Origin of the sequence: Parasphingomonas frigoris (assembly GCF_036663815.1) — a bacterium.
Lineage (GTDB): Bacteria > Pseudomonadota > Alphaproteobacteria > Sphingomonadales > Sphingomonadaceae > Sphingomonas.
Window position 1 is genome coordinate 390381 of record NZ_JAXOJQ010000001.1, and the last position, 24788, is coordinate 415168.

Genomic DNA, 24788 nt, shown 5'->3' on the forward strand with positions numbered 1-24788 from the left:
ATGGCCGCCGCCCCGGCCAAGACCGGGAAACGCGCGGACGGGTGGGATCCGACGCGATCAGCCGCGGGCAGCTACAGCCCTTGGCTGATCGTCGCGATCATCTCGATCCCGACCTTCATGGAGGTGCTCGACACCTCGATCGCCAACGTCGCGCTCGATCATATCGCCGGCGGCCTGTCGGTTTCCGGCGATCAGGCGACGTGGGTGCTGACCAGCTATCTCGTCGCCAATGCGATCATCATTCCGATCAGCGGCTGGCTGTCCGACGTCATCGGGCGGAAACGCTATTTCATGATCTCGATCGCGCTGTTCACGCTGTCATCGCTGATGTGCGGCCTGGCGCCCAACCTGTCGACTCTGGTCATCGCGCGCGTGCTGCAGGGCATAGGCGGCGGCGGGCTGGCGCCGGTCGAGCAGTCGATGCTTGCCGATACCTTCCCCCCGCGCCTGCGCGGCATGGCGTTCGCGGCGTTTGCCATCGTGGTGGTGGTTGGCCCCGTGCTCGGGCCGACGCTCGGTGGCTACATCACCGAAAATTCGAGCTGGCACTGGGTGTTCCTGATCAACGTGCCGATCGGCATCGCGTCGTTGTTCCTCGTCAATATCTTCGTCGACGAGCCCAAGGCGATCAAGGATGATCGCGCCAAGCTGCTCAAGCGCGGCATTCGCGTCGACTATATCGGGATCATCCTGATCGCGCTGGGGCTCGGCTTCTTCGAACTCACGCTCGACCGGGGCGAGCGCGAGGACTGGTTTTCGAGCGGGCTGATCATCACCACGGCGGCGATTTCCGCGCTGTCGCTGATCGCGCTCGGATTTTGGGAGACCAATCACAAGGAGCCGGTGATCGATCTCAAACTCCTCAAGAACCGCAATTTCTCGCTCACGCTGCTGGTGATGGGTGTGACCGGCATGATCCTGTTCGGCACGACGCAGCTGATCCCGCAGATGCTGCAGCAGGTGCTCGGCTATACCTCGTTTCAGGCGGGGCTCGCGCTGACCTTCGGCGGCGTCGCCACGCTCGTCGCGGTGCCGTTCGCGGGACGGCTGTCGGGGGTGGTCGACGTCCGGCTGCTGCTGTTCCCGGCGCTGCTGGTCCAGGCGTTCGCGCTGTGGAACATGACGCACCTCAACGCCGAGATCACTTTCCTCGATGCCGGCATCGCGCGGCTGTATCAGGCGATGGCGCTGCCGTTCCTGTTCGTTCCGATCAGTGCGGTCGCCTATGTCGGGCTGCCGCAGAACAAGACCGCGCAGGCGTCGAGCATGCTCAACGTCGCGCGCAACCTTGGTGGGTCGATCGGCATCTCGGCGTCGCAGACGATGCTCGCATCGGGGTTGCAGCGCCATCAGTCCGAACTCGTCAATGGCCTCAGCCCGCTCAACCCCAATTACAACGAGTGGCTGGCCAAGGCTGGCGGTGCGTTCGGCGGGGTGGGCGACGCCGTCACGACGCCGCTCGCGGTGTTGTATCAGACTGTCCAACGGCAGGCGGCGATGCTCGCTTTCCTCGACGTGTTTCATTCGCTGATGATCGTGGTGCTGTGCGTTGCCCCGGTCGTTTTCTTTATGCGCTCCGGCAAGACCGGTGGCGCCGGTGGAGGCATGGCCCATTGACCCGCTCTCTCGTCACGACGGCGCTGCTCGGCGCAACCCTGCTCGCGGGGTGCACCGTCGGCCCCAACTATCACGCGCCCGAAATGGCGGTGCCGCCGGCCTTCGCCGAGCCGCAGGTCGCAGCACCCGGTGCTGCGATCGATCCGGCGCGGTGGTGGACCGCATTCGGTGATGCCATGCTCACTTCGCTGGTCGAGCGCGCGCTGAAGGATAGTCCTACCATCGCGATCGCCGGGTCGCGGGTTCGCCAAGCACGGCTCCAGGAGATCGCTGCGCATGCGATCGGCAAGCCGACAGTCGACGCGACGGGCAACGTATCGCATGTCGAATTCAGCAAGAATGCCGGCTTCTCCTCGCTTGCAAGCCTGTTTTCGGGTGGCTCTTCGGGTGGATCGGGGAGCTCGGGCGGTGTCGCGCTTCCCGGCAGCGGTATCACCACTTACGCCGCCGGCTTCGATGCGAGCTGGGAGATCGACCTGTTCGGGGGCGGCCGGCGAAGCGTCGAGGGGGCCGTTGCACGGAGCGATGCAGCGGTGTGGTCGCAACGCGACGCCGCGGTCACGCTCAGCGCCGAGGTCGCGCAAGCCTATTTCGCGCTGCGGCTGGACCAGGCACAGGTCGCAGTGGTCGAGGACGAAATCGCGCGCGAGCGGCGGTCGCTGCAGATCGCGGGCAACGTCGCCGAGGTCGGCCTGTCCCCGCAGATCGACGTGACGCGGCAACGGCAGCAGATCACCTCGCTCGAGGCACGGCTGGAGCCGTTGCGCGCCGACGCCCGCGTGCGGATGCATGCGCTCGGCATCCTGCTCGGAACCCAGCCCGAGAGCCTGACCGCCGAACTCTCCGCGCCGTTGCCGCCGTTGCAGGCGGTGCCGGTGGTGCCCGCCGGACTGCCGTCGGACTTGCTGCGGCGGCGTCCCGATATCCGGATGGCGGAGCGCACGCTCGCGGCCTCGACCGCCGATATCGGCGTCGCGGTCGCCGATCTGTATCCCAAGTTCAAGCTGACCGGCATGGCGGAGTTTCTGTCGACTTCGCTCGCTTCGCTCATTTCGCGCGACAGTATCCAGGCGACGGGAGTCGCCGGCGTGACCTTCCCGCTGCTCGACTGGGGCCGCCGCCGCGCGACCGTGGGGCTGCGCAAGGAGGACCGCGAGCAGGCCTATCTGCAATATCAGGCGACCGTGCTCGGCGCGTTGCGCGATGTCGAGGATCCACTCGCGCGGCTCGATGCCGAGCGGCGGCGCAACGCGGTGCTGCGCCGCGCGGTGTCGGATGCCGAGGCGACCGCACACGCCGTCGACGGGCAATATCGGACCGGCTTCGTCGCGCAGAATGCCCTGATCGACGCGCAGGTGACCGTGCTCAGCGCCCGCGAGCAATTGGTCGCCAGCGACTCGCAATTGCGGCAGGACACCGCGGCGCTGTTCAAGGCGATCGGCGGCGGTTGGGACGAAGCGAAGACGGGATGATTGGCAAGCGGGGCGTGTGCTGACTAGGGTGACGGCATGGATTTGACGCACGATCTGCAAACCGCCGCGCTGACGCATCTCGAAACGCTGATCGGGTTCGACACGACGTCGCGCGATTCGAACCTCGCGCTGATCGCCTATGTCGAGGGTTTCCTCGGCGCGCATGGCGTGACGGGGCGGCGGGTCAGCAATGCCGACGGGTCGAAGGCGAACCTCTACGCGACGATCGGCCCGGCGGTGGCGGGCGGGGTGGTGCTGTCGGGCCATACCGACGTCGTGCCGGTCGACGGGCAGGCATGGAGCAGCGACCCCTTCGTCCTGACGCGCCGCGGCGACCGGCTGTTCGGGCGCGGGACGTGCGACATGAAGGGCTTCCTTGCGCTCGCCCTGGCGACGGTGCCGGCGTTTGCGCGCGGGGCGTCGCGTCCGCTGCATCTCGCTTTTTCCTATGACGAGGAGGTCGGGTGCCTTGGCGCGCCCTCGATGATTCGCGAGCTCGTGTCCGAACTGCCGGCGCCGATCGCGGTGATCGTCGGCGAGCCGACCAACATGGAAGTGGTCAGCGGGCACAAGGGCATTTCGACCTGGCGCGTCACCGTGAAGGGGCATGAGGCGCATTCGAGCCTGACGCATCTCGGGGTGTCGGCCAACATGGTCGCGGTCGGGCTGATGGCCCAGCTACGCCGCCTCGCAGAGTCGCTCGAGCAGCATCCCGCTGCCGGATCGCTCTACCATCCGCCGCATGCGACGTTGACGATCGGGCTGATCCACGGCGGCACCGCCGTCAACATCCTGGCGGGCGATTGCGAATTCACCTTCGACCTGCGGACGCCGCCGGGGCAGGACCCCGACGCGATCATGGCGCCGTTTCTCGCCGCCTGTGCCGTAGAGGATGCCCGGCTGCGGCGGGCTTTTGCCGATGCCGGCGTCCAGATCACGCGGCGCTCGGCGACCCCCTCCTTCGCACCCGAGCCCGACGGCGCGGCTGAAACGCTCGCCCGACGGCTGGCCGGCGACAACGGCCCCGCACGGGTCGTGCCCTATGCGGCAGAGGCCGGGCAGTTTCAGGGGGCGGGATTTTCGACGATCATCTGCGGGCCAGGCTCGATCGAGCAGGCGCATCAGGCGGATGAATATTTACAAATTACGCAATTGGAGCGCGGTGCGCTGTTCATGCACAGGTTGGTTGAGGCTTTGGCGTGAGCCGAAGCGCGCGCTCACTGAATTCTCTGCTGGATTTGACCGCGGTCGGCGAGCCCGGACCTTCGATGCTTGAAGCGCTTTTAAGGCCCGTCATTTGCGACCTGATCAGTTTGACAGCATCTGTCGCCCTGCGTTGGAATATCGGTCCGGTGTGCCGGTAAACTATTAATAGTCAATAATTTTCATGCGCACCGGGCCGACGTCAGGTGTCAGAACGGGCGGGTGGATTCGCCGTAGATCAAAGACAGGACAAAACGCAGCATTACTTTTCTCCCTTGCTGCACTCAGTTGAGTGCAAACATCCCTTAAGGCTTTGTTAACCATCTAGCAATCGGTTTTCCGAGGGATGCGGGATGTGTGGGTGCCTCCTTAACGGTTCTTTCAGGCGAAGCCGGTAGTGAGGAGGCATGGCGCCCGCTCTGCAACCCCAGGCACACCTTCGGCCAACCGCCGACGATCAGCCGCAAACGCCCGCGGCCTATAATTTGGCAGAAGCCGGTGTTCGGCGCAGGCCGATAGCGGCAGAAGGCGGCAACGGCTGCATTGTGGAACATTGCGACGCATGGCTGTTCATAGGCTTGGTGCAGATCGCAAATTTCGTTGCGCTCCGTCGCCATCTTGGACCGATGCGCTCCGATCGCCTCGCGGGGGACCTCGAGCATCGGTTGATCACCGCGCTGCCATCGGCGGCAACGCGTGCCATCGGCCGAGCCACGATCGAGCTTTCGTTTACCGGGACCGGGTTTGGCGACCTCGAGGCGGCAATCGCTGCGGTGCATGCCGTGACCAGCAAGCCGTTCGACATCGACGGTGAACTGCACGGTTTCGAGGTGTTGGTTGGTGCGGCCGGTGCGCCGCGCGGAACAACCGACGACGTGCGTCTGGTCGAGGAAGCCGAGGGCGCGCTCGATGACGCGCACGCCGAACAGCGTAGCATAGGACGCGACCTTTCGGTCGGGACTGCGGCGTTCGATCGGCTGACGTTGACGCGTGAGTTGCCGCTGGCGATCGCCAATGGCGAGATGTTCTTGCAGTATCAGCCCAAGGTGCACGTTCGTAAGCAGGAAATCGGCAGCGCCGAGGCGCTGGTGCGGTGGCAGCATCCGACGCGGGGACTGATCCTGCCGGGGGATTTCATTACCGTTGCCGAGGAAGCGCGTCAGATTTCCGCGTTGACGCTGTGGACGCTCGACGAGGTTATTCGCGACCAGGAGGTGCTTGCACAGGACGGCCACGACCTCACGATCTTCATTAATATTTCGGGGCAGTTGCTCGGCGACAAAGACTTCGTCGACACCGCATGCGCCAAGGTTCGCGAAGGGGGCGTGAAGATCGGCTTCGAGATCACGGAGACCGCGGTCATTCGCGATCCAGAGTCGGCGATCGCCAATCTCCAGATCCTCGCCGATCAAGGCATCGTGATCGCGATCGACGATTATGGCGCGGGCCTGTCGTCGCTGGCCTATCTCAAGCAGTTGCCGGCGCGCGAGTTGAAAATCGACAAGATGTTCGTGCTGCAATTGACCAGCAGCAATCGCGACCCGCTGATCGTACGTTCGACGATCGATCTGGCACACGCGCTCGACATGGAAGTGACGGCTGAAGGGGTCGAGACGCAGGCGGCAATGGCGTTGCTCTCGGTCATGGGGTGCGACATGATCCAGGGATATCTGATCAGCCGACCGATCTCGATCGATGCGTTCCGTGCCTTCCTGAAAGACTATCTGGCGCGTCCGGCCGATGACCCGCGCCAAGTGATGTTCAGGCGGCCAGCGACCTTCTGGAAAAGCTCCTGACCAAGCGAGGCTACCGGATTAGCTTCGCTTTAAGAGATTGTGCTGCAGGGATGCCATGATGCGGCCGTGTTTCCTCCGCGCGTTTGCGATCTTCGTGCTTGCTGTTGTGGCAGCAGGCTTGCCTGTGCTTGTCTCCGCCGCCCCAACCGGGGTGGCCGCCCCCATTTCCTATGATATGTTGGTCGCGGATGCCAGATCGAAGATGCTTGTCGATCCGGCGCGAGCGATCGTCCAGGCGAAAGCGGCCGAACGTCTCACTGCACGCATGACCGGCCGCGCCAAGATCATCGCCATTGCCACTGCGCAATGGTTGCAGGGCGAAGCCTATGTTCAGCTAAACGACCCCGCGAGCGCAGCGCCGCTGATCGACCATGCAATTGGCCTGATTTCTACGGGCGGGCCGCCAACCAAGCTTTACGGCGACCTCTTGCTGTCGCGAGGGGGGTTGAAGACCGCGAAAGCCGACGTGGCGGGCGCGCTGGCGGCGTACCAACAAGCGCACGATGTATTCCGCGATGTCGGCGAGGTTCGCAGCCGAGCCATCGCCATGATCATGATTGGCGTCCTATACCAGGAGGCGGGTGATCATGACAACGCGTTGAAATATTTCGCAAAGTCTCTGGACATCTATCAGGGTGACCCGCAGATTGCGTTTTCGGTCTACAGCAATCGCGGCGTGTCGTTGCAGGAACTGCATCGTATTCCGGAGGCCCAGATCGAGTTTCGCAAAGCGTTGGCGATCGCGGGAACGTTGAAAAGCCCCTTGCTCGCCTCTCGTACGCTTCGCAATATCGCGCGCGGACAGTTGATCGAGGGACAGCTCGACGATGCCGACCGGTCGGTGGCGCGTGGCCTTGCAGTATTGGGTGGCGAGCAGGGTGTATCGTCGCGTAACCATTTTGTCGTGTTGGCGGCTTGGTCCGCACGGTTGCGTGGCAATCTCTCGCAAGCCGAAAACCTGATCGAACACGCGCTCGTCAAGGTTGATCGTGACTCGCCCACCCTTGAGATGCGTGAGGCCCATCAGACCGCATACGATATTTTCAAACAGGCCGGAAACGACGCGCAGGCTCTCGTGCATCTCGAGGCGTTGAAGCAGCTCGACGACAAGACCTCGAAGCTCGCCGCGTCCGCCAACACCGCGCTCGCCGCGGCCCGCTTCGACTTTGCGAGCCAGGAACTCAACATCGAAAAGCTCAAGCGCGCCGAGTTGCAGCGCAATATCGCGGATGCCAAGCTGCGCGCGCAAACGCAGCTGACGATCTTCGGCGGGCTGGCGGTGGCGACGCTGATCATCGTGGCGATGCTCGCGGTCGGCTTGATCACGATCTTCCGTAGCCGCAACGAGGTGCGCGCCGCCAACGTCGACCTGGGGACGACCAACGCTGCGCTCGCCAAGGCGCTTGCCGCCAAGACCGAATTCCTCGCGACGACCAGTCACGAGATCCGTACCCCGCTCAACGGTATTCTCGGCATGACGCAGGTAATGCTCGCCGACGCCACGCTCGAGGCAAAGCTGCGCGATCGGATCGGCGTCGTGCACGGCGCCGGCATCACCATGCGTGCGCTGGTCGACGACATTCTCGACGTCGCCAAGATGGAAACCGGCAATCTGACGATCGAGCAGGCACCGTTCGATCTGACTGCGATGCTTCGCGACGTCTCGCGGTTGTGGGAAGAGCAGGCGCGCGCCAAGGGGCTGACCTTCGTGCTCGACCTCGACGCATGCCCCGGCTTCATCGTCGGGGATGCCGCGCGGCTTCGGCAAATCGCCTTCAACCTGCTGTCGAACGCGCTCAAGTTTACGGCATCGGGGAGCCTGACGCTGCGGGCCACGGCGAACGAAACGACGCTGTCGATCGCGGTGTGCGATAGCGGCATCGGCATCCCGCCCGACAAGCTCGGGCTGATCTTCGAATCGTTCCGCCAGGTCGATGCCGGGACCACGCGCCAGTTCGGCGGCACAGGGCTGGGGCTGGCGATCTGCCAGAATCTGGCGCGCGCGATGGACGGCGACGTCGTCGTCGCAAGCGCGATCGGGCAGGGTTCGACCTTTACGCTCGAAGTGCCGCTGGTGCTGGCCACGCGGCCGGAGGCGCTGGTGCCGGAGACCGCGATCATGCCGCGCGCGCTGCTGATCCTCGATCGCAACCCGATCTCGCGCAGCATGTTGCGCGCGGTGCTCGAGCCGCGCGCCGGTGCGGTCGTGTTTGCCGGCACGCCCGACGAAGTGCTCGCGCTGATTGCCGAAGGCGGCGTGGCGCGCATGCTGATCGATCAGGCGACGATCAGTGCCACGGCGGACGTCGACGCTGCGCTGGCCGTGCTCGGCGCGAGTGCTGTAGGCTCGGCCTTGCTCTGGGCGTCGCCGACCGAAGACGATCTTGCGCGTTTCGCCGCCGCAGGAATCGATCAGGTCATCGCCAAACCGATTGCAGGTGTTGCGCTCGCGGCGCTGCTGTTCGACAGGGATGGCGCCGATTGTGTTGGCGCTTTCCAACTTGTTCCCCAGGCGGCATGATCTAAATATGGCCGGAATGTCCAACTTGTCCTATGTATCTCGCGGTCCGATGGCCGCGCAATGAACATCCTGTTTATCGAAGACGATCCGATGAATCGTCGTGTTGTAAAAGACATGCTCGACGTTGCCGGCGCGGCGATGACCGGCGCCGAGAGCGGCGAGGAGGGCCTGGCGCTGATCGAATCGGACGACTTCGTGATCGTGCTGCTCGATTTGCGCATGCCTGGGATGGATGGATTCGAGACCTTGCGCCGGATCCGCGCGCGCGGCGACGCAAAAGCCGGCCTTCCGGTGATCGTGCTGACAGCCGATACCGCGATCGATCTGCGCGAGCGTTGCCTCGCCGAAGGCGCCGACGAAGTACTGTTCAAGCCGGTCGCGATGGATTCGTTGTTCGACGCGATCGGGCGGATGCTGGCCAAGGGCGCCGGCGACGGAATGATCGCTTAGCTTTCCGTCGGATCGGTGCGGTCGAGCAAGGCGGCGAGCGAGGTTTTGCCGCTGCCCCGTCGCGCCGGTTTGGGTTGCGACGGGGCAGGGGCCCAGCCGGTCAGGAAGATGATGTCGAAACGCTCGGCAGTCTTGCCATCAGGATCGGCACGTTGCGCGAACAGGTCGGCGGCGCGGGCGAGCGTGTCGCGGCGCAGCGGGGTGCGCTCGCGCAGGATGTTGCTCGCCCCCATCCCGCGCAGATCGCGCAGCAGCCCGCCGATCCCGCGATAGCGCACCGTCAGCGGCTCGACATCGGCGACGGGCAGCGCGAAGCCGGCGCGCATCAGCAGATCGCCGGCCGAGCGCACATCGACCTGCGGGTGGATCCGCGCCGCCGGCCGGTCGCCCTCTGCCTCGCGCAGCACGGCGCGCAGCGTCGACAGCGTCCCCATCCCGCAGAAGGCCGCTAGGAACAGTCCGTCGGGCCGCAGCGCGCGCCGCGCCAGCGTCAGCGCGCCGGGCAGGTCGTTGACGCTGTCGAGCACCCCCGCCGATATCACCAGATCGAAGCTTTCGGGCGCGAAGGGCAGGCGGTCCTCGTCGGCCTGCACCCCGCCTGCCTGCGCCGCGAACAGCGCGCCCGGGTCGCAGCGCGTGACACGCGCGCCGACGGGGACCGGCAAGGCCGCGTCGAAGCAGCCGAGGTCGAGCATGTCGCCGAAACGATGCGTGACGCTCGCCAGGCGCTCGGCGATCCCCTCGAGCATCGCGGCGCGCAGGAAATCATAGGCGGCGAAGTCGGGGGCGGCGCGGTCGCGGCGCTGGCGGCGCGCTTCGCGGTCGAAGATGTCGGGGACGCTCATGGCATGGGCTTGTGCCGCCGGGGCGCGCGCGCGACAAGGGTTGACGTGTCCGCCTGGCTCGCCCCGCTGCGCTATATCGCCGATGTCGCGCTGCCGCCGCGCTGTCCGGGGTGTGGCGCGGTGATCGGGGCGGACCACCGTTTTTGTGCCGGCTGCTGGGGGGCGCTGCGCTTTCTCGCGCCGCCGTGGTGCGCCGGGTGCAATGTGCCGTTCGCCTTCGATCGCGGGGCCGACGCGCGCTGCGCCGCCTGCCTCGCCGATCCGCCGCGCCATGCCGGGGTGCGCGCGGCGGTCGCCTATGGCGATGTCGCGCGCACCGTTGCGCTGCGGCTCAAATATGGTGGGCGGACCGCCTTTGCCGAGACGGTCGGACGGCAGATGGTGCGCTTGCTGCCCGAGGGCGCCGATCTGCTCGTTCCGGTGCCGCTGCATCGCTGGCGGCTATGGTCGCGCGGCTTCAACCAGGCGGCGCTGATCGCGGCATCGCTGACCCGCGCGAGCGGGGTGCCGGGCGATCCGTTGCTGTTGCGCCGGATCAAGCCGACGCCGCCGCTGCGATCGATGGGGGCGCTGGCGCGTGCGCGCACCGTCGCCGGGGCGTTCCGCGTGGTCGACCCGCAGCGGCGCCTGCATGGCAAATCGGTGGTGCTGGTCGACGACATCCATACCAGCGGCGCGACCACCGACGGGTGCACGCGCGTGCTGCTCCGCGCAGGGGCGGCGAAGGTCACCATCCTGTGCTGGGCGCGCGTGCTGGGCGACAGCGATTGAGCCCGCCAAGATTGACAAGCCGCATCCCCGCCCACATCTCTGCAGAATGCCAAAGATCGAAATCTACACCAAAGCCTTCTGTCCCTATTGTGCGCGTGCGATGAAGTTGCTCGCGGCGAAGGGCGCCACCCCCGAGGAATTCGACATCACGATGGGCGGGCCCAAGCGCGCCGAGATGATCGAGCGCGCGAACGGTGGCACCACCGTCCCGCAGATCTTCATCGACGGCAAGCATGTCGGCGGTTCGGATGATCTCGCCGCGCTCGAGCGGGCCGGCAAGCTGGACGCATTGCTCGCGGCATGAAGATCGCGCTGGCGCAATTGACGAGCGGGATCGATCCCGTCGCCAACGCCGGCACGATCGTGGCGGCGATTGCCGAGGCCGCCGCGGGCGGCGCGGCGATGCTGTTCACGCCCGAAATGTCGGGGCTGGTCGACCGGGATCGCGCGCGGGCCGCCGGGGTGCTGCGGAGCGAGGACGACGATGTCGTGCTCGGCGCGGCGCGGGCGGCTGCGGCCGAGCATCGCATCTGGGTATATCTCGGCTCGCTGGCGGTGCTCGGGCCCGACGGGCGGCTCGCCAATCGCGCCTTCGTCATCGATGATAGCGGCGTGATCCGGGCACGCTACGATAAGCTCCATCTGTTCGATGTCGATCTGCCAAGCGGCGAGAGCTGGCGAGAATCCGCCAGCTATGCACCGGGCGAGGGCGCGGTTGTGGTCGAGACTCCGGCCGGCGCCGTCGGCTTGTCGATCTGTTACGACCTGCGTTTCGCTAATCTCTACCGCGCGCTGAGCGATGCCGGTGCGAGCGTGCTCGCAGTGCCAGCCGCCTTTACTCAGCCGACCGGCGCGGCACACTGGCACGTGTTGCTGCGCGCCCGCGCGATCGAGGCGGGCGCCTATGTCGTCGCCGCCGCGCAGTCCGGGACGCATGAGGACGGTCGCGCGACTTATGGGCACTCGCTGGTGGTCGACCCGTGGGGCGAGGTCGTGCTCGACATGGGCGAGGCGGCGGGTGTTGGTTTCGCCGAAATCGACCCGGCGCGCGTCGCCGACGTCCGCGCGCGGATCCCGGTGCTCGCGCATCGGCGGGCGATCCCGGAGGTGATCACGGCGTGATCGTGTTCGATCTGCGCTGTGCACAGGCGCATGTCTTCGAGGCATGGTTCGGCTCGAGTGGTGCCTATGAGGAGCAGCGCGAGGGCGGTCTGCTGGCTTGCCCGGTCTGTGGAGACAGCGATATCGGCAAGGCCGTGATGGCGCCCAATGTCGGCACCAAGGGCAACAGCCGCAACCAGCCCGTTGCGCACGCCGCGTCCGACGCGCCGCCGAGCCCGCAGGCGATCAAGGCGGCGCTCCGGGCGCTCGCGACGGCGCAGGCGAAAGCGCTCGAAACGTCGCAATGGGTCGGCCGTGGCTTCGCCGATCAGGCGCGCGCGATGCATCTCGGCGAAACCGCCACGACGCCGATCCACGGCGAGACGACGCTTTCGGAGGCAAAGGCGCTCGTCGAGGAAGGCGTACCGATCCTGCCGCTGCCGCTGCCGGTGGTGCCGGCCGACACGATCAATTGAACAGGCCGAAGAGGTACTATCGTGCGTGATCCCTACGGCAAAGGGCGCGCGGCTCCGGTTGCCGATTGACCTCGGCGCCACACAAACCTAGGGAGACCACCGGAGCCCCCGTAGCTCAGGTGGATAGAGCGACGGTTTCCTAAACCGCAGGCCGGTGGTTCGAATCCACTCGGGGGCACCATCGTCATCCGGACGGATGTTGGAAGGTGCCGCCTCTGCCGACCGCTTGCCACACTCCTGTTCGAGCCTCACTCCAATGAGACGGGCGGATCGCCGCCTGCGGAATCGTAATATCCTATGACACCTAGCGAAACATACCGCGCCAACGCCGCTGCTCAGCGCGAAGCAGCGCAAAAGACCACGCTCGCCAATCGTCGCGAGATGCACGAGCGCTCTGCTTATGCGTGGGAAGCCATGGCGGAAGCGAATGAGGCGACCGCAGCGCGTGCGGTGGTCAACGCGGCGGCAAAGCTCGCCGGCTGAAGTGCTGCCGCATAGCGGCAGTCATCGGAGACGCGTCGGCTGCGGCCGGTAGCGCGATGCCGCGCGCCGAAGGCAGCGCTATGCTGCCTTTCACACGCATCAGCGGAATCGGGAGCAGTGCAGAATACAAGACACCGACGATCCGCGAGGATCGTCGGTGTCGTGGTGCAACTCTGTCCGGAACGGATCAGGCCTTCATGTGGCCTGCAAGATGCTTGTTCATTTCGAACATCGTGACCTTGTCCTTGCCGAAAATCTTCTTCAGCTTCTCGTCGGCGACGATCTCGCGCTTGTTCTCCGGGTTCTGGAGATCATGCTGCTTGATGTACGCCCAGACCTTGCTGATCACTTCGCTACGCGGCAGCTTGTCGGCACCAACGATTGCGGCGAGATCGGCCGAAGGGGTGATGGGCGCAAAGATGCCACCGGTCTTGGGGGCGTCGCTCTTTGCGGTGGGTGTCTTGGCCATGTGTAGTCCTTCCTGATGTGCCGTTAAAACCGACATCGGTTTCACGCCTTCGTTAGCGCTGCGCTCTTGTGCGCTGCCTTTCCACCATTGTCACTCCTAACAATGAATTCGGGATTCTCGGTTGACGCCGCGACCTTATGCCCCTTGATCGTGGTCGGGCTGGTCTGCTTTTTCTCGACCACGCCGTGGGCCGTGCCGCCGTGCGACTTCCAGCTGACATGATCGCCTTTCTTGGGTTCGGTCATCGCTATCCTCCTTGTCGATGGAGGAGGAGCGCATGGCGGGGGCATTCGGTTGCATCGCGCGGGTCCGGCCGCCCGGCCCGCGCGATACGATCAAAACGACTTGCGCAGCGTCAGGCCGTAGGTGCGCGGCTGATTGGGATAGCCGCTATAGCTGCCGTCCTGCGCCACCGTCGGGAAGGCCGCGATCAACTGGTCGTCCTGCGTCAGGTTGCGCACCCACAGCATCACGTCGAGCTTCGCCCGGTCGAAGGTGACGCCGAGGCTCGCATTGACGTTGTTCTGGCCATAGGTGTTGAGCGCCGGCGGGACGACATCGGTCAGCTGGACGTCGCTGGTGTAATCATATTCGCCGCGCAGATAAGCGCTGACGCTCGGGCTGAAGCTGTGCGAGATCACCGCCGAGACCGACGAGCTCCACTCGGGGATCCCGGCGGGCTTGGTGCCGCTGAGATTGCGGAAGTTGGGGATCAGCCCGGTCAACGGATTGATCGGGCATCGCGTGGTATCGTAGGAAACGCACGGCGCGCCGGTGAAGCTGTCATATTTCGGATCGAGATAGGTCACCGCCCCGTTGAGCGCGAGCCACGGCAGCGGGCGATAGGCCGCGTCGATCTCGAAGCCGCGGACCGACTGCTGGCCGGCGTTGACCAGACTGTAGCCAAGCCCGGTGAAGGCGTTCGACTGGAAGCCCTTGATCGTCTGCTTGAACACCGCGAGGTTGAAATAGCCGCCCTTGAATTTGGTCTTCAGGCCAGCCTCGTAGACCGTCACATTCTCGGGCGCGGCGGTGCGGCCGACGCCGTTGAGCGGCGGGCGGCTGTCCGACGACAGGTTGAACGCACCGGCCTTCCACCCGGTCGAGTAGCTGACATAGGCGTTGACCGGGCCGAAGTCGTAAGCGGCACGAGCCGCATAGGTGACCTTGTCGCCCTTCAGGATGCCCGATTCAGACGCATTCGGGAAATTTACCGGCGCGTGGTTGGCGGTGTTGCCATAGAAGAATTGCAGCGCGTTCAGGCCGAACGGATTGACCCCGGCGGGCGAGGCCGGGCACGGCGCGCTGCCCGGGCCGGGGAGCGACGATCCGAGCGAGGCGCCGAACAGGTTGACCGGCGCGCGTCCCCCCGTCGTCGCGGGATTGAACCCTTTCTGCAACAGGCAGCCCGAAAGCGATGCCGGCAGCGCCGCGAACGGCAATACGCCGAGTCCTGCGACATTTTCGAGGTTGAGCAGCGAGAAACGATCGTTGAGCTCGACATTCGAGGCTGCCGCCTTGCGATCGCTGAGATAGGCGAGGCCACCGGTGATCGTCAGCCGATCGGTGATTTTATAGTCGGCCTGGCCGAAGATCGAATAGCTGTCCTGCTTGAGCGAATAGCGGTCCGAAATTCCCTGGCCCTGCGTGAAATAATAGCTACCCGGAGTGATCGCGGGATTTGTGACGCGCTGCAGCGATTCCAGCGCGAAGATCAGCCCCTGCGGGCCGCCGGTCAGCCCGTTGACGAAGGTGCGGATGTCCTTGCCGAAGCGGATGTCGCGCCCGGTATCGACATTCTCATGCTGATAGAAGCCACCGAGCAGCCAGCTGAACGGACCTTCGCCGTTCGACGCGAGCCGGACCTCCTGGGTGAAGGTCTTGATCTTGTTGGCGGTGATGTTGTTCGAAACGTCGGCCCCGGTGAAATCGATGTCCTGGTTCGATTGATTGACCTGTTCGCGATAGGCAGTGATCGAGGTAAGCTTGGCAAAGCCGACGTTCCAGTCGATTTCACCGGATATTCCCTTGCCTTGCAGGCGGTTCTTGGGGTCGGTGTTGAAGATCACGTTGCGATCGAAGATCTTCGTCGTGTCGGAGATCGCAAACCCCGCCGCGCCGATCGCCAGCGTGCGCGGGCCGTTGAAGATCGAGGTGACGCCGCAGCACACTTCCTTGATCAGATTGTAATCGCCGATCACGCGCACCGAGAAATCGGACGACGGCTCGTACAGGATGTCGGCGCGCAGCGAGACGCGGTTGCGGTCGTTGATCTTCGCACCGGTCGTCAGGTTGCGGAAATAGCCGTCGCGCTGGTTGACCGAGCCAGACAGGCGGAAGGCGAGCGTGTCGGTGATCGGCCCGGTGATCGTCCCCTTGGGATTGATCAGCCCGTAATTGCCGAGGCTGACCTCGGCCTTGCCGCCCCAGTCGAACGACGGGCGCTTGGTGGTGATGCTGATCGCGCCGGCCGACACGTTCTTGCCGAACAGCGTCGATTGCGGGCCGCGCAGCACTTCGATCCGCTCGATCTCGGGCAGATCGTCGAGCGTCGAGGAAGTGCGCGAGCGATACACGCCGTCGATGAACACGCCGACCGAACTCTCGATCCCGTCATTGCCGTTGCCGTTGCCGAAGCCGCGGATGATAAAGTTGGTCTGGCCTGTGGCGTTGAGCTGCGGCACCTTGAGCGAGGGGACGACCGACTGGAGGTCGATCAGATCCTTGATCTGCGCGCGTTCGATCGTCGCGGCGCTGGTCACCGAAACCGAGATCGGCACGTCCTGCAGCGATTGCTCGCGCTTGGCCGCGGTGACGATGATGTCGTCGCTGTCCGACGGGCGGGCGCTGTCCGATTGCCGTGAGGCCGTCGTGCTTTGCGGAGCCGGCGCTGCCGCGCTAGTGTCTTGCGCTACGGCCGGGCAAGCGTAGAGCGAGACCAACGCCGACGCAGCGAGCAATTCGAATTTCTTCATGATGGCATCCCCTGTCTCCGCCGCCTCCAGTCTGTGCCGGATGACGGTTTTCGAAGATCAGGTTCGGCAAATGCCGGGGCATAGTCAATGGCCTAAATCACGTAGATCAGCCGGATTGCCGGTGCGGGACGACAATTAACAGTTGCAAATTAGGACCAATTCCATGTTGCAGTACGGCGAAATTCGAGTGCCGTAACGTCAGATGTGGGTTGTGGTATAAAGGATCCGATGTGGAATTTGAAAAAGACCAGGCAGCGCCGGCCGCGTCGAGCGCCGCCCCTGCCAAGCCGCCAGTGCCCGAAGACGTCGCAGAGGCGGTGCGCACGCTGATTCGCTGGGCGGGAGACGACCCCGCCCGTGAGGGGTTGCTCGATACGCCGGCGCGAGTCGCGCGCGCGTGGAAAGAATATTGCGCGGGGTATCGCGAAGATCCGGCACTCCATCTGTCGCGCGTGTTCGAGGAAGTCGGCGGGTATGACGAGATCGTGCTGCTCAAGGATATCCCGTTCCAGTCGCATTGCGAGCATCATATGGCGCCGATCATCGGCAAGGCGCATATTGCCTATCTGCCGGACAATATGGTCGTCGGCATCTCCAAATTGGCACGCGTGCTCCATGCCTACGCACGGCGGCTGCAGGTCCAGGAGCGGCTGACCGCGGAGGTCGCCGACTGCATCTGGAACAATCTCAAGCCGCTTGGCGTGGCGGTTGTGATCGAGGCGAGCCACGCCTGCATGACGGCACGCGGCGTGCGGACGCCCGGCGTCACGATGGTGACGAGCCGGATGATGGGCGTATTCCGCGACGATGAGCGCAGCCGCAAGGAAGTGCTCGCGCTGATCGGGCACAGATGAGCGCGGCGCGTACCGTTCTGGTTACCGGCGCGGCGCGGCGGCTCGGCGCGACGATCGCACGGCAGCTGGCGGCGGACGGGTGGCGGGTGGCGATCCACCACCACCATTCGGCCGAGGATGCCGAGGCGCTCGCGGCCGAATTGCCGGGCGCGATCGTCCTGTCGGGTGATCTGGCCGATCCCGGGACGCCGCAGGCGTTGCTCGCCGCGGCGCGGGCGGGGTTCGGTGCGCCGCTGATGGCGCTGGTCAACAGCGCCTCGCTGTTCGACTATGACACGCCTCCGCGGATCAATGCCGCCGGGCTGAAGGCGCATGCGGCGGTCAATCTCGATGCGCCGGTGCTGCTCGCCAGCGCGCTTGCCGCGCAGGACGACCTTTCGCGCGGTGCGGTGGTCAATATCCTCGACCAGAAGGTCGCCAACCTCAATCCCGATTTCTTCTCGTACAGTTGCGGCAAGATCGCGCTGACCGGCGCGACCGCGATGCTCGCTCAGGCGCTCGGCCCGCGCATCCGCGTCAACGCGGTGTCGCCGGGGCTCTCGCTGCCAAGCGCCGACCAGACCGAGGCGGAGTTCGTCGCGGCGGCTTCGAAGAACCTGCTGCAACGTCCTGTTGACCCAAGCGATATTGCCGGCGCTGTCGCGTACCTGTTGGGCGCCGCGGGCGTGCAGGGACAGAATATCTTCGTCGATTGCGGCCAGCATTTCCTGCCGCGGACCCGCGACGTGATGTTCGAGGGGCGGGCATGAGCGTGCGCTTCACCACTTTGCTCGACGGGCTCGAAGTGGTGATGGGGCTCGGCATCCATCCGCACGAACTGGCGGCGCGGCAGCGCGTGATCGTCTCGGTGCGGATGGAGGTGGTCTATCCCGCGCCGCCGGCCGACGACCGGATCGACGCGGTCCTCGACTATGATTTCGTGCGATCCGGCGTCCAGGCGCTGGTCGCCGAGCGCCATTTTCACCTGCAGGAAACGCTATGCGAGGCGATCGCGGCGCTGTGCCTCGGCGATCCGCGGGTGGAACGGGTGACGGTGCGGACGTCGAAGCCCGACGTCTATCCCGATGCGGCGGTCGGCTGCGAGATCGTTCGGGAGCGGAGAGAGGCCTAATCCCCCCGGCACGGGGAGGTGGCTCCAAAGGCGACGGAGGGGGCATGCCACGAACGCTGCGCCCGCGGTGGCCCTCTCCGTAACGCTTCGCGTCCCACCTCCCAGTTCCGGGGAGAATCTCTAAGCCCGGTTCGCCGCGCTGAGCACCGCACGCACCGACGCGGTCGCGATGTCGGCGTCGATCCCCACGCCGAAGATCGTCCGCCCATCGGCGGTGCGGCATTCGACATAGGCGGCGGCCTGCGCATCGGCGCCGTGGCCGATCGCATGCTCGCTATAATCGACCACGTCGAGCTGCGGCCCGGTCGTATCGCCAAGCGCGGCGATGACGCCCGAGATCAGGCCGTTGCCGCGGCCCGAGATCGAGCGCTCCTCGCCATCGACCGCGACATGGCCGACGAACAGCCGATCGCCAACGCTGCCGCTCTCGTTGTAATCGAGCAGCCGGAAGCGATCCTCGCCGCGCGCGAGATAGGTTGCCTCGAACAGGCCCCAGATGTCGCTGGCATTCATCTCTCGGCTGGTTTCGTCGGCGAGTCGCTGGACGTGGCGGCTGAAGTCGGCCTGCAGTCGCTTGGGCAGCTTGAGCCCCTTGTCCTGCTCTATCACCCAGGCGACGCCACCCTTGCCCGACTGCGAGTTGACGCGGATCACCGCCTCGTAGCTGCGCCCGAGGTCGGCCGGGTCGATTGGCAGATAGGGCACTTCCCACAGTGGGTCGTTCTTGGCTTCCTGCGCGGCGAAGCCCTTCTTGATCGCGTCCTGGTGGCTGCCCGAGAAAGCGGTGAAGACGAGATCGCCGGCATAAGGCGTGCGCGGGTGGACCGGCAGCTGGGTGCAATAGTTCACCGTATTGACGATCTCGTCGATGTCCGAGAAATCGAGTTTCGGATCAAGGCCTTGCGTGTACATATTGAGCGCGACTGTCACCAGGTCGCAATTGCCGGTACGCTCGCCATTGCCGAGCAGGCAGCCCTCGACGCGGTCGGCGCCGGCCATCAGGCCGAGCTCGGCGGCAGCGACGCCGGTTCCGCGGTCGTTGTGCGGATGCAGGCTGAGCGCGACCGTATCGCGGTTGCGGATATTGCGGCTGAACCATTCGATCTGGTCGGCATAGACGTTGGGCGTCGCGCACTCGACCGTCGCGGGCAGGTTGAGGATCAATTTGTGGTCGGCAGTCGGGCGCAGCACGTCCATCACCGCCTCGCAAACCTCGAGGCTGAAATCGAGCTCGGCGGTCGAGAAGGTCTCGGGGCTGTATTCGAAATACCAGTCGGTGTCGGGCTGGGCGGCGGCCTGGTCGCGCAGGATCATCGCGCCGTCGATGGCGATCTGCTTCACCTGCGCCTGGCTCATGCCGAACACGATCTTGCGCCACGCCGGGCTGACCGCATTGTAGAGATGGACGATCGCCTTGGGTGCGCCCCGCAGCGAGGCGAAGCTCGTCTCGATCAGGTCGCGGCGCGACTGGGTGAGCACCTGGATCATCGTGTCGTCGGGGATGCGGCCATCGCGCACCAGGCCGGAGATGAAATCGAATTCGGTCGCGCCAGCGGCGGGGAAGCCGACTTCGATCTCCTTGATCCCGACCTTGACGATCAGGTCGAACATCCGGGTCTTCTTCTCGGCGTCCATCGGGTCGATCAGCGCCTGGTTGCCGTCGCGTAGATCGGTCGACAGCCAGCGCGGCGCGCGCGTGATCGTCTGCGACGGCCAGCGGCGGTCGGGCAGGTCGATCGTCGGGAAGGGACGGTATTTGGTCGATGGGTCTCGCAGCATGATGGATCTCGCAAAGCAGTCGCGGTCGAGGAGAGGCGGGGGATCCTTAGGCGAGCCGCGCTGCGATCATCCGCGCACGGCAGTGTACACGCCTAAGGGCGCGTAAGTCGAAGCGAGCTAAGGTCGACGGCATCCAACATGGGGCTGCGATAGCGCTTGGCGCACCACCCTGTCCAGTCCTCGCGACGGACTTGATCTATATCAATCAGAATAAGCAGAATGTGCTGTACGCGATGCCGATGCGACAACTCATCTACCGGAGCATCACGACCGCAGCGAGCGGCCGTGCGGACGACGATTCGATTGCCATCTTGCGCGCGGCAGCGTCGCGCAACGGCATCGATGGGATCACCGGGCTGCTCTATACCGAGGGTCCGGCATTTCTGCAGGCGCTCGAGGGCCCCGACGAAAGCGTCGCCGATCTCCTCGCCAGCCTGCTCGCCGATCCCCGCCACCGCGACGTGCATGTGCTGAGCGACCGGCAGGTCGAGGAGCGCGAATTTGGCGACTGGATGATGGTGCACCGTGATCGGCGCGAGGCGATCGACGCGTTCGACCAGCGGTTGCGGACGCTGTTGCTCGGCGTTTCGCGCGAGACGGCCGACTATTTCCGCGCGCTGGCGCCGGCGTAACGCCGGGTTTCCCCGCGGCGCGCCGATGGCGGCCGCCGCGGGAAGGGCAGGGCTTACTGCAGTTCGAACGCGGCGTTGATCACGAGCACGGTCTCGTCCGAGACGACGGGCACATATTTGGTCACGCCGAACTCGGAACGCTTGATCACCATCCGGCCGAGGAAGCCGAGCGACGCCTTCTTGCTCATCGGGTTGGTGGCCGCACCGAACAGCTTGGCGCGGAACGAGACGGGCTTGGTCACGCCGTGAAGCGTGAGCGTGCCGTCGACCTGGACCGCATCGGCGCCGAGCGCGGCGATCTTGGTCGAATGGAAGGTCGCAGTCGGGAATTTGGCGGCGTCGAACCAGTCGGCGCTCTTGAGCTCGCCGGTCAGCACGCTGCTGGTGGTCTGCACGCTGGCGATCGGGATCGTCACGTCGAGCTTGGTCGCAGCGGGCTTGGCAGGATCGAGCGTCAGCGTGCCCGATGCGTCGGAGAAGGTCCCGGCAAATGGCGAGATGCCGAAATGGCTGACGCTGAACGTGACCTGGGTGTGGTTCGGTTCGACCTTGTAGGTACCGGCCTTGACGTCGGCGACGGTGCCGGCGCCGCGCAGCATCTCGGGCGGGGTGGTCTGGGCAAGCGCGGGCGCGCCGAGCAGCAAGGCGGCGGCGGTAGCAGCGTAAAGGTGGGTAAGGCGCATGGGGACACTCCTGTTAAGTGTCCTCCAGATGCGGTGTCGCCAGCGAAGCGTCAAACCCCGTTTCGGCAACGAACCGTTTCGGGGGCGGGCAAAGCCCCTCCCCTTCAGGGGAGGGGCTTAAGGCAAGATCAGTTCTTGGTCTGGTCGACCAGCTTGTTCGCGCCGATCCACGGCATCATGGCGCGCAGTTCCGTGCCGACCTTTTCGATCGGATGCGCCTCGGCCTGTTTGCGCGCCGCCTTGAGCTCGGGCTGCCCGGCGCGGTTGTCGAGCACGAAATTCTTGACGAAGCGGCCCGACTGGATGTCGGCGAGGACGCGCTTCATCTCGGCCTTGGTCTCGGGCGTGATGATGCGCGGGCCGGTGGTGATATCGCCATATTCGGCGGTGTTGCTGATCGAATAGCGCATGTTGGCGATGCCGCCCTCATAGAGCAGGTCGACGATCAGCTTGGTCTCGTGAAGGCACTCGAAATAGGCCATTTCGGGGGCGTAGCCGGCCTCGACCAGCGTCTCGAACCCAGCCTGGATAAGATGCGTGATGCCTCCGCACAGCACGGCCTGCTCGCCGAACAGATCGGTCTCGCACTCTTCCTTGAAGTTGGTCTCGATGATGCCGGAACGGCCGCCACCGACGCCCGACGCATAAGCGAGGCCGATGTCGTGCGCGTTGCCGCTCTTGTCCTGGTGGATCGCGATCAGGCAAGGCACGCCGCCGCCGCGGACATATTCGCTGCGCACGGTGTGGCCGGGGCCCTTGGGTGCGATCATGATGACGTCGAGATCGGCGCGCGGCTCGATCAGGCCGAAGTGCACGTTGAGGCCGTGTGCGAAGGCGATCGTCGCGCCCTGCTTGAGATTGGCGTGGAGATCGTCGGCATAGATCGCCGCCTGATGCTCGTCGGGGGCGAGAATCATCGTGATGTCGGCCCAGGCGGCCGCCTCGGCATTGGTCATCACCTTGAAGCCGGCGCCATACGCTTTCTGTGCCGAAGGCGAGCCTTCGCGCAGCGCGATGGCGATGTCGGCGACGCCTGAATCGCGCAGGTTCTGGGCATGGGCATGGCCCTGGCTGCCATAACCGACGATCGCGATCTTCTTCGACGTGATCAGGTTCAGGTCGGCATCGGCATCATAATAAACGCGCATGGTGTTCAGCTCCTAAGGTCGTCACCCCGGCCTCGTGCCGGGGTCCACCGCGCCTCATGCACGGTGGGTGTTGGATAGGTGGACCCCGGCACGAGGCCGGGGTGACGGAAGTTTGGTTAAACTGGCTTGTTCCCGCGGGCCATTGCGACGATGCCGGTGCGGGCCACTTCGCAAAGCCCGACCTCGCGCATCAGCGTGACGAAGGTGTCGATCTTCTCGCGTCCGCCGGTCACCTCGAACACGAAGCTGGTGGTGGTCGCATCGACCACGCGCGCGCGATAGACATCCGCCAGGCGCAGCGCCTCGATCCGGTGATCGCCGACGCCCGACACCTTGAGCAAGGCGAGCTCACGCTCGACATGCGGGCCGAGCGCGGTGAGGTCGGTGACCGAATGCACCGGGATCAGCCGGTCGAGCTGCGCGAGGATCTGCTCCATCGTCGCGTCGCTCGCCGAGGTGACGATCGTGATCCGGCTGACCGCCTTGTCGGCGGTGACGTCGGACACGGTCAGGCTCTCGATATTGTAGCCGCGCGCGGTGAACAGGCCGGCGATCCGGGCGAGAATGCCGGGCTCGTTGTCGACCATCACCGCCAGAGTGTGGCGCGACGCTTTTTCCTTGGTGATATGCATTAAACCAGCGCCTTCGCTTCGTCGTCCATTTCACCCGAGACTTCGCTCGCCTGGAGCATCATCTCGGTGTGCGCTGCGCCGCTTGGAATCATCGGGAAGCAGTTCGCCAGCTTGGCGACGCGGCAATCGACGATCACGGGGCCATCATGGTCGAGCATCGCGGCAATCCCGTCATCGAGCTGGCCGAGCCCTTCGATGCGGATGCCCTTCCAGCCATAGGCCTCGCCGAGCTTGACGAAGTCCGGCAGGGAATCGCTGTAACTCTCGGAATACCGGCTCGAATAGGTCAGTTCCTGCCACTGACGGACCATCCCCATATATTCGTTGTTGAGGATGAAGATCTTGACCGGCAGCCGGTACTGGCTCGCCGTCGCCAGTTCCTGGATGTTCATCTGGATCGAGGCTTCGCCGGCAATGTCGATCACCAGCGCCTTGGGATTGCCGAGCTGCGCGCCGATCGCGGCGGGCAGGCCATAGCCCATCGTGCCGAGACCACCGCTGGTCAGCCATTTGTTGGGCGCGTCGAAGCCGAAATGCTGCGCCGCCCACATCTGATGCTGGCCGACCTCGGTGGTGATGATCGGGGCGCGCGCGTGCGTCGCCTCCCACAGCGCACGGATCGCCCGCTGGGGCATGATGTCGGCGTCGGTTTCCGGGAAATCGAGGCTTTTCTTCGCGCGCCACTCGCCGATCATCCGCCACCAGGCAGCGAGGTCGGGCTTGGGATGGCGCCGCGCCTTGAACACGCGGACCATGTCCTCGAGCGCATGGCCGACATCGGCGACGATCGGGAGATCGACGCGCACATTCTTGTTGATCGACGAGCGATCGATATCGACGTGGATCTTGCGCGAGAACGGGCTGAACGCGTCGAGCCGCCCGGTCACGCGATCATCGAAGCGCGCGCCCAGGCAAACGACCAGGTCGGCCTTGTTCATTGCCAGATTGGCTTCGTACGTGCCGTGCATCCCGAGCATGCCGAGCCATTGCTCGCCACTTGCCGGATAGGCGCCGAGCCCCATCAGCGTCGAGGTGACCGGCGCACCGCTGATCCGCGCGAGTTCGCGCAGCAGCTGGCTCGCCGCCGGACCGGCATTGATGATGCCGCCGCCGGTGTAGAGGATCGGGCGCTCGGCCGCGGCAAGCATGTCGACCGCCTGCGCGATCGCGGTCTGGTCGGCCTTGATCTGCGGACGATAGGTCTTGTGGCGGATCGGGCCGGGCTTGGAGTAGCGCGCGGTCGCGACCTGGACGTCCTTGGGGATGTCGATCACCACCGGGCCGGGGCGGCCCGAGGTGGCGATGTAGAACGCCTCGTGGATCGTGTCGCCGAGCCTGGCCGGGTCCTTCACCAGATAATTGTGCTTTGTGCAGTGGCGTGTGATCCCCACCGTGTCGGCTTCCTGGAAGGCATCGGTGCCGATCAGCGTGGTCGGGACCTGGCCGGTGATCACCACCATCGGGATCGAATCCATCAGCGCGTCGGTGATGCCGGTGACCGCATTGGTCGCGCCGGGACCCGAGGTGACGAGCACCACGCCGGGCTTCCCGGTCGAGCGGGCATAGCCCTCGGCGGCGTGCGTCGCGGCCTGTTCGTGCCGCACCAGGGTGTGCTTGATCCGGCCCGAACGAAACAGCGCGTCGTAGATCGGCAACACGGCTCCGCCGGGATAGCCGAAGATGACCTCCACGCCGAGATCGCACAGCGCCTCGATCAGGATGTCTGCTCCGCTCTTCTCGGTCACGTCGTGTCTCCCTCAGCGCTGCTGG

24 protein-coding genes and 1 tRNA gene are annotated in these 24788 nt (G+C 65.3%); 16 read left to right on the forward strand and 9 right to left on the reverse strand.

Annotation, left to right across the window (positions count from 1 at the left end; translation table 11 throughout):
• The 6 genes from U1872_RS01815 to U1872_RS01840 all read left to right on the forward strand — a co-directional run bounded on the left by U1872_RS01815 (window position 1) and on the right by U1872_RS01840 (window position 9059).
• Window positions 1-1617, forward strand: a complete 1617-nt coding sequence (locus tag U1872_RS01815; RefSeq protein WP_332791164.1) for a DHA2 family efflux MFS transporter permease subunit — start codon at window positions 1-3, stop codon at window positions 1615-1617.
• Entirely contained in the window at window positions 1614-3089 is a 1476-nt protein-coding gene (locus U1872_RS01820; RefSeq protein WP_332791165.1) for an efflux transporter outer membrane subunit, read from the forward strand. Before U1872_RS01815 ends, U1872_RS01820 begins: the two co-directional genes overlap by 4 nt.
• A 36-nt stretch (window positions 3090-3125) precedes the next feature.
• Window positions 3126-4292 (forward strand): acetylornithine deacetylase, encoded by a 1167-nt coding sequence (gene argE, locus U1872_RS01825; RefSeq protein ID WP_332791166.1) that lies wholly within the window; start codon window positions 3126-3128, stop codon window positions 4290-4292.
• A 626-nt stretch (window positions 4293-4918) separates the two neighbouring features.
• Complete coding sequence (locus tag U1872_RS01830; RefSeq protein ID WP_332791167.1) at window positions 4919-6088, forward strand: EAL domain-containing protein; 1170 nt, start codon at window positions 4919-4921, stop codon at window positions 6086-6088.
• 202 nt (window positions 6089-6290) lie between these two features.
• A complete protein-coding gene (locus tag U1872_RS01835) occupies window positions 6291-8609 on the forward strand; it encodes an ATP-binding protein (RefSeq protein WP_332791168.1) in 2319 nt (772 codons plus the stop codon).
• 60 nt (window positions 8610-8669) lie between these two features.
• Complete coding sequence (locus tag U1872_RS01840) at window positions 8670-9059, forward strand: response regulator (RefSeq protein ID WP_332791169.1); 390 nt, start codon at window positions 8670-8672, stop codon at window positions 9057-9059.
• Here the strand turns inward: U1872_RS01840 and U1872_RS01845 are convergent.
• Window positions 9056-9904 (reverse strand): class I SAM-dependent methyltransferase, encoded by an 849-nt coding sequence (locus U1872_RS01845; RefSeq protein WP_332791170.1) that lies wholly within the window; start codon window positions 9902-9904, stop codon window positions 9056-9058. The genes U1872_RS01840 and U1872_RS01845 overlap by 4 nt on opposite strands.
• Before the next feature lie 45 nt (window positions 9905-9949).
• Here U1872_RS01845 and U1872_RS01850 point away from each other — a divergent pair, with 45 nt between their 5' ends.
• The 6 genes from U1872_RS01850 (at window position 9950) to U1872_RS01875 (ending at window position 12735) form a co-directional block, all read left to right on the forward strand.
• On the forward strand, window positions 9950-10675 hold the full coding sequence (locus U1872_RS01850) for a ComF family protein (RefSeq protein WP_332791171.1): 726 nt from the start codon (window positions 9950-9952) through the stop codon (window positions 10673-10675).
• Between the two features lie 46 nt (window positions 10676-10721).
• The gene (gene grxC / locus U1872_RS01855) at window positions 10722-10979 is read left to right on the forward strand and encodes a glutaredoxin 3 (protein WP_332791172.1); all 258 of its coding nucleotides are present in this window, start codon (window positions 10722-10724) and stop codon (window positions 10977-10979) included.
• Entirely contained in the window at window positions 10976-11797 is an 822-nt protein-coding gene (locus U1872_RS01860) for a carbon-nitrogen hydrolase family protein (RefSeq protein ID WP_332791173.1), read from the forward strand. Before grxC ends, U1872_RS01860 begins: the two co-directional genes overlap by 4 nt.
• The gene (locus tag U1872_RS01865) at window positions 11794-12252 is read left to right on the forward strand and encodes a DUF1178 family protein (RefSeq protein WP_332791174.1); all 459 of its coding nucleotides are present in this window, start codon (window positions 11794-11796) and stop codon (window positions 12250-12252) included. Before U1872_RS01860 ends, U1872_RS01865 begins: the two co-directional genes overlap by 4 nt.
• Before the next feature lie 104 nt (window positions 12253-12356).
• A tRNA-Arg gene (locus tag U1872_RS01870) sits at window positions 12357-12433 on the forward strand.
• Window positions 12434-12549: 116 nt separating this feature from the next.
• Window positions 12550-12735: a hypothetical protein gene (locus tag U1872_RS01875; protein WP_010186188.1), complete on the forward strand. Its 186-nt coding sequence runs from the start codon at window positions 12550-12552 to the stop codon at window positions 12733-12735.
• Between the two features lie 187 nt (window positions 12736-12922).
• Here U1872_RS01875 and U1872_RS01880 read toward each other — a convergent pair whose 3' ends face one another.
• The 3 genes from U1872_RS01880 to U1872_RS01890 form a co-directional block, all read right to left on the reverse strand.
• Window positions 12923-13204: an SWIB/MDM2 domain-containing protein gene (locus U1872_RS01880; protein ID WP_010186189.1), complete on the reverse strand. Its 282-nt coding sequence runs from the start codon at window positions 13202-13204 to the stop codon at window positions 12923-12925.
• A 41-nt stretch (window positions 13205-13245) separates the two neighbouring features.
• The gene (locus U1872_RS01885) at window positions 13246-13449 is read right to left on the reverse strand and encodes a hypervirulence associated TUDOR domain-containing protein (RefSeq protein WP_332791175.1); all 204 of its coding nucleotides are present in this window, start codon (window positions 13447-13449) and stop codon (window positions 13246-13248) included.
• A gap of 90 nt (window positions 13450-13539) precedes the next feature.
• Window positions 13540-16179 (reverse strand): TonB-dependent receptor, encoded by a 2640-nt coding sequence (locus U1872_RS01890; protein ID WP_332791176.1) that lies wholly within the window; start codon window positions 16177-16179, stop codon window positions 13540-13542.
• 230 nt (window positions 16180-16409) lie between these two features.
• On the opposite strand from U1872_RS01890, the gene folE reads away from it, so the two are divergent.
• Genes folE through U1872_RS01905 form a run of 3 tightly spaced genes read left to right on the forward strand, consistent with a single transcriptional unit; the run spans window position 16410 to window position 18144 of the window.
• Window positions 16410-17033 carry a GTP cyclohydrolase I FolE gene (folE, locus tag U1872_RS01895; RefSeq protein ID WP_332791177.1) on the forward strand — a complete coding sequence of 208 codons (624 nt, stop codon included), beginning with the start codon at window positions 16410-16412 and terminating at the stop codon, window positions 17031-17033.
• Entirely contained in the window at window positions 17030-17782 is a 753-nt protein-coding gene (locus U1872_RS01900) for an SDR family oxidoreductase (protein ID WP_332791178.1), read from the forward strand. Before folE ends, U1872_RS01900 begins: the two co-directional genes overlap by 4 nt.
• Window positions 17779-18144: a dihydroneopterin aldolase gene (locus U1872_RS01905; protein ID WP_332791179.1), complete on the forward strand. Its 366-nt coding sequence runs from the start codon at window positions 17779-17781 to the stop codon at window positions 18142-18144. The genes U1872_RS01900 and U1872_RS01905 overlap by 4 nt, the downstream gene beginning before the upstream one ends.
• Window positions 18145-18264: 120 nt before the next feature.
• On the opposite strand, the gene leuA is transcribed toward U1872_RS01905, so the two are convergent.
• Window positions 18265-19923 carry a 2-isopropylmalate synthase gene (gene leuA, locus U1872_RS01910; protein WP_332791180.1) on the reverse strand — a complete coding sequence of 553 codons (1659 nt, stop codon included), beginning with the start codon at window positions 19921-19923 and terminating at the stop codon, window positions 18265-18267.
• A 191-nt stretch (window positions 19924-20114) separates the two neighbouring features.
• Here leuA and U1872_RS01915 point away from each other — a divergent pair, with 191 nt between their 5' ends.
• Window positions 20115-20555, forward strand: coding sequence for a BLUF domain-containing protein (locus U1872_RS01915; protein ID WP_332791181.1), 441 nt, complete (start codon window positions 20115-20117; stop codon window positions 20553-20555).
• Between the two features lie 53 nt (window positions 20556-20608).
• On the opposite strand, the gene U1872_RS01920 is transcribed toward U1872_RS01915, so the two are convergent.
• The 4 genes from U1872_RS01920 to U1872_RS01935 all read right to left on the reverse strand — a co-directional run bounded on the left by U1872_RS01920 (window position 20609) and on the right by U1872_RS01935 (window position 24763).
• Entirely contained in the window at window positions 20609-21238 is a 630-nt protein-coding gene (locus U1872_RS01920) for a YceI family protein (RefSeq protein ID WP_332791182.1), read from the reverse strand.
• Between the two features lie 128 nt (window positions 21239-21366).
• Window positions 21367-22386, reverse strand: coding sequence for a ketol-acid reductoisomerase (gene ilvC, locus U1872_RS01925; protein WP_332791183.1), 1020 nt, complete (start codon window positions 22384-22386; stop codon window positions 21367-21369).
• A 116-nt stretch (window positions 22387-22502) separates the two neighbouring features.
• Entirely contained in the window at window positions 22503-23018 is a 516-nt protein-coding gene (ilvN, locus tag U1872_RS01930) for an acetolactate synthase small subunit (protein ID WP_332791184.1), read from the reverse strand.
• On the reverse strand, window positions 23018-24763 hold the full coding sequence (locus U1872_RS01935) for an acetolactate synthase 3 large subunit (RefSeq protein WP_332791185.1): 1746 nt from the start codon (window positions 24761-24763) through the stop codon (window positions 23018-23020). The genes ilvN and U1872_RS01935 overlap by 1 nt, the downstream gene beginning before the upstream one ends.
• Window positions 24764-24788 lie beyond the last annotated feature (25 nt).

Coding starts and splice junctions, on each gene's coding strand:
- U1872_RS01890 (WP_332791176.1), bottom strand. CDS start 16,179: ATGAAGAAATTCGAATTGCTCGCTGCGTCGGCGTTGGTCTCGCTCTAC.
- U1872_RS01845 (WP_332791170.1), bottom strand. CDS start 9,904: ATGAGCGTCCCCGACATCTTCGACCGCGAAGCGCGCCGCCAGCGCCGC.
- ilvC (WP_332791183.1), bottom strand. CDS start 22,386: ATGCGCGTTTATTATGATGCCGATGCCGACCTGAACCTGATCACGTCG.
- U1872_RS01875 (WP_010186188.1), top strand. CDS start 12,550: ATGACACCTAGCGAAACATACCGCGCCAACGCCGCTGCTCAGCGCGAA.
- ilvN (WP_332791184.1), bottom strand. CDS start 23,018: ATGCATATCACCAAGGAAAAAGCGTCGCGCCACACTCTGGCGGTGATG.
- U1872_RS01905 (WP_332791179.1), top strand. CDS start 17,779: ATGAGCGTGCGCTTCACCACTTTGCTCGACGGGCTCGAAGTGGTGATG.
- grxC (WP_332791172.1), top strand. CDS start 10,722: ATGCCAAAGATCGAAATCTACACCAAAGCCTTCTGTCCCTATTGTGCG.
- U1872_RS01840 (WP_332791169.1), top strand. CDS start 8,670: ATGAACATCCTGTTTATCGAAGACGATCCGATGAATCGTCGTGTTGTA.
- U1872_RS01920 (WP_332791182.1), bottom strand. CDS start 21,238: ATGCGCCTTACCCACCTTTACGCTGCTACCGCCGCCGCCTTGCTGCTC.
- U1872_RS01880 (WP_010186189.1), bottom strand. CDS start 13,204: ATGGCCAAGACACCCACCGCAAAGAGCGACGCCCCCAAGACCGGTGGC.
- U1872_RS01830 (WP_332791167.1), top strand. CDS start 4,919: ATGCGCTCCGATCGCCTCGCGGGGGACCTCGAGCATCGGTTGATCACC.
- U1872_RS01815 (WP_332791164.1), top strand. CDS start 1: ATGGCCGCCGCCCCGGCCAAGACCGGGAAACGCGCGGACGGGTGGGAT.
- U1872_RS01885 (WP_332791175.1), bottom strand. CDS start 13,449: ATGACCGAACCCAAGAAAGGCGATCATGTCAGCTGGAAGTCGCACGGC.
- U1872_RS01835 (WP_332791168.1), top strand. CDS start 6,291: ATGCTTGTCGATCCGGCGCGAGCGATCGTCCAGGCGAAAGCGGCCGAA.
- U1872_RS01900 (WP_332791178.1), top strand. CDS start 17,030: ATGAGCGCGGCGCGTACCGTTCTGGTTACCGGCGCGGCGCGGCGGCTC.
- argE (WP_332791166.1), top strand. CDS start 3,126: ATGGATTTGACGCACGATCTGCAAACCGCCGCGCTGACGCATCTCGAA.
- U1872_RS01860 (WP_332791173.1), top strand. CDS start 10,976: ATGAAGATCGCGCTGGCGCAATTGACGAGCGGGATCGATCCCGTCGCC.
- leuA (WP_332791180.1), bottom strand. CDS start 19,923: ATGCTGCGAGACCCATCGACCAAATACCGTCCCTTCCCGACGATCGAC.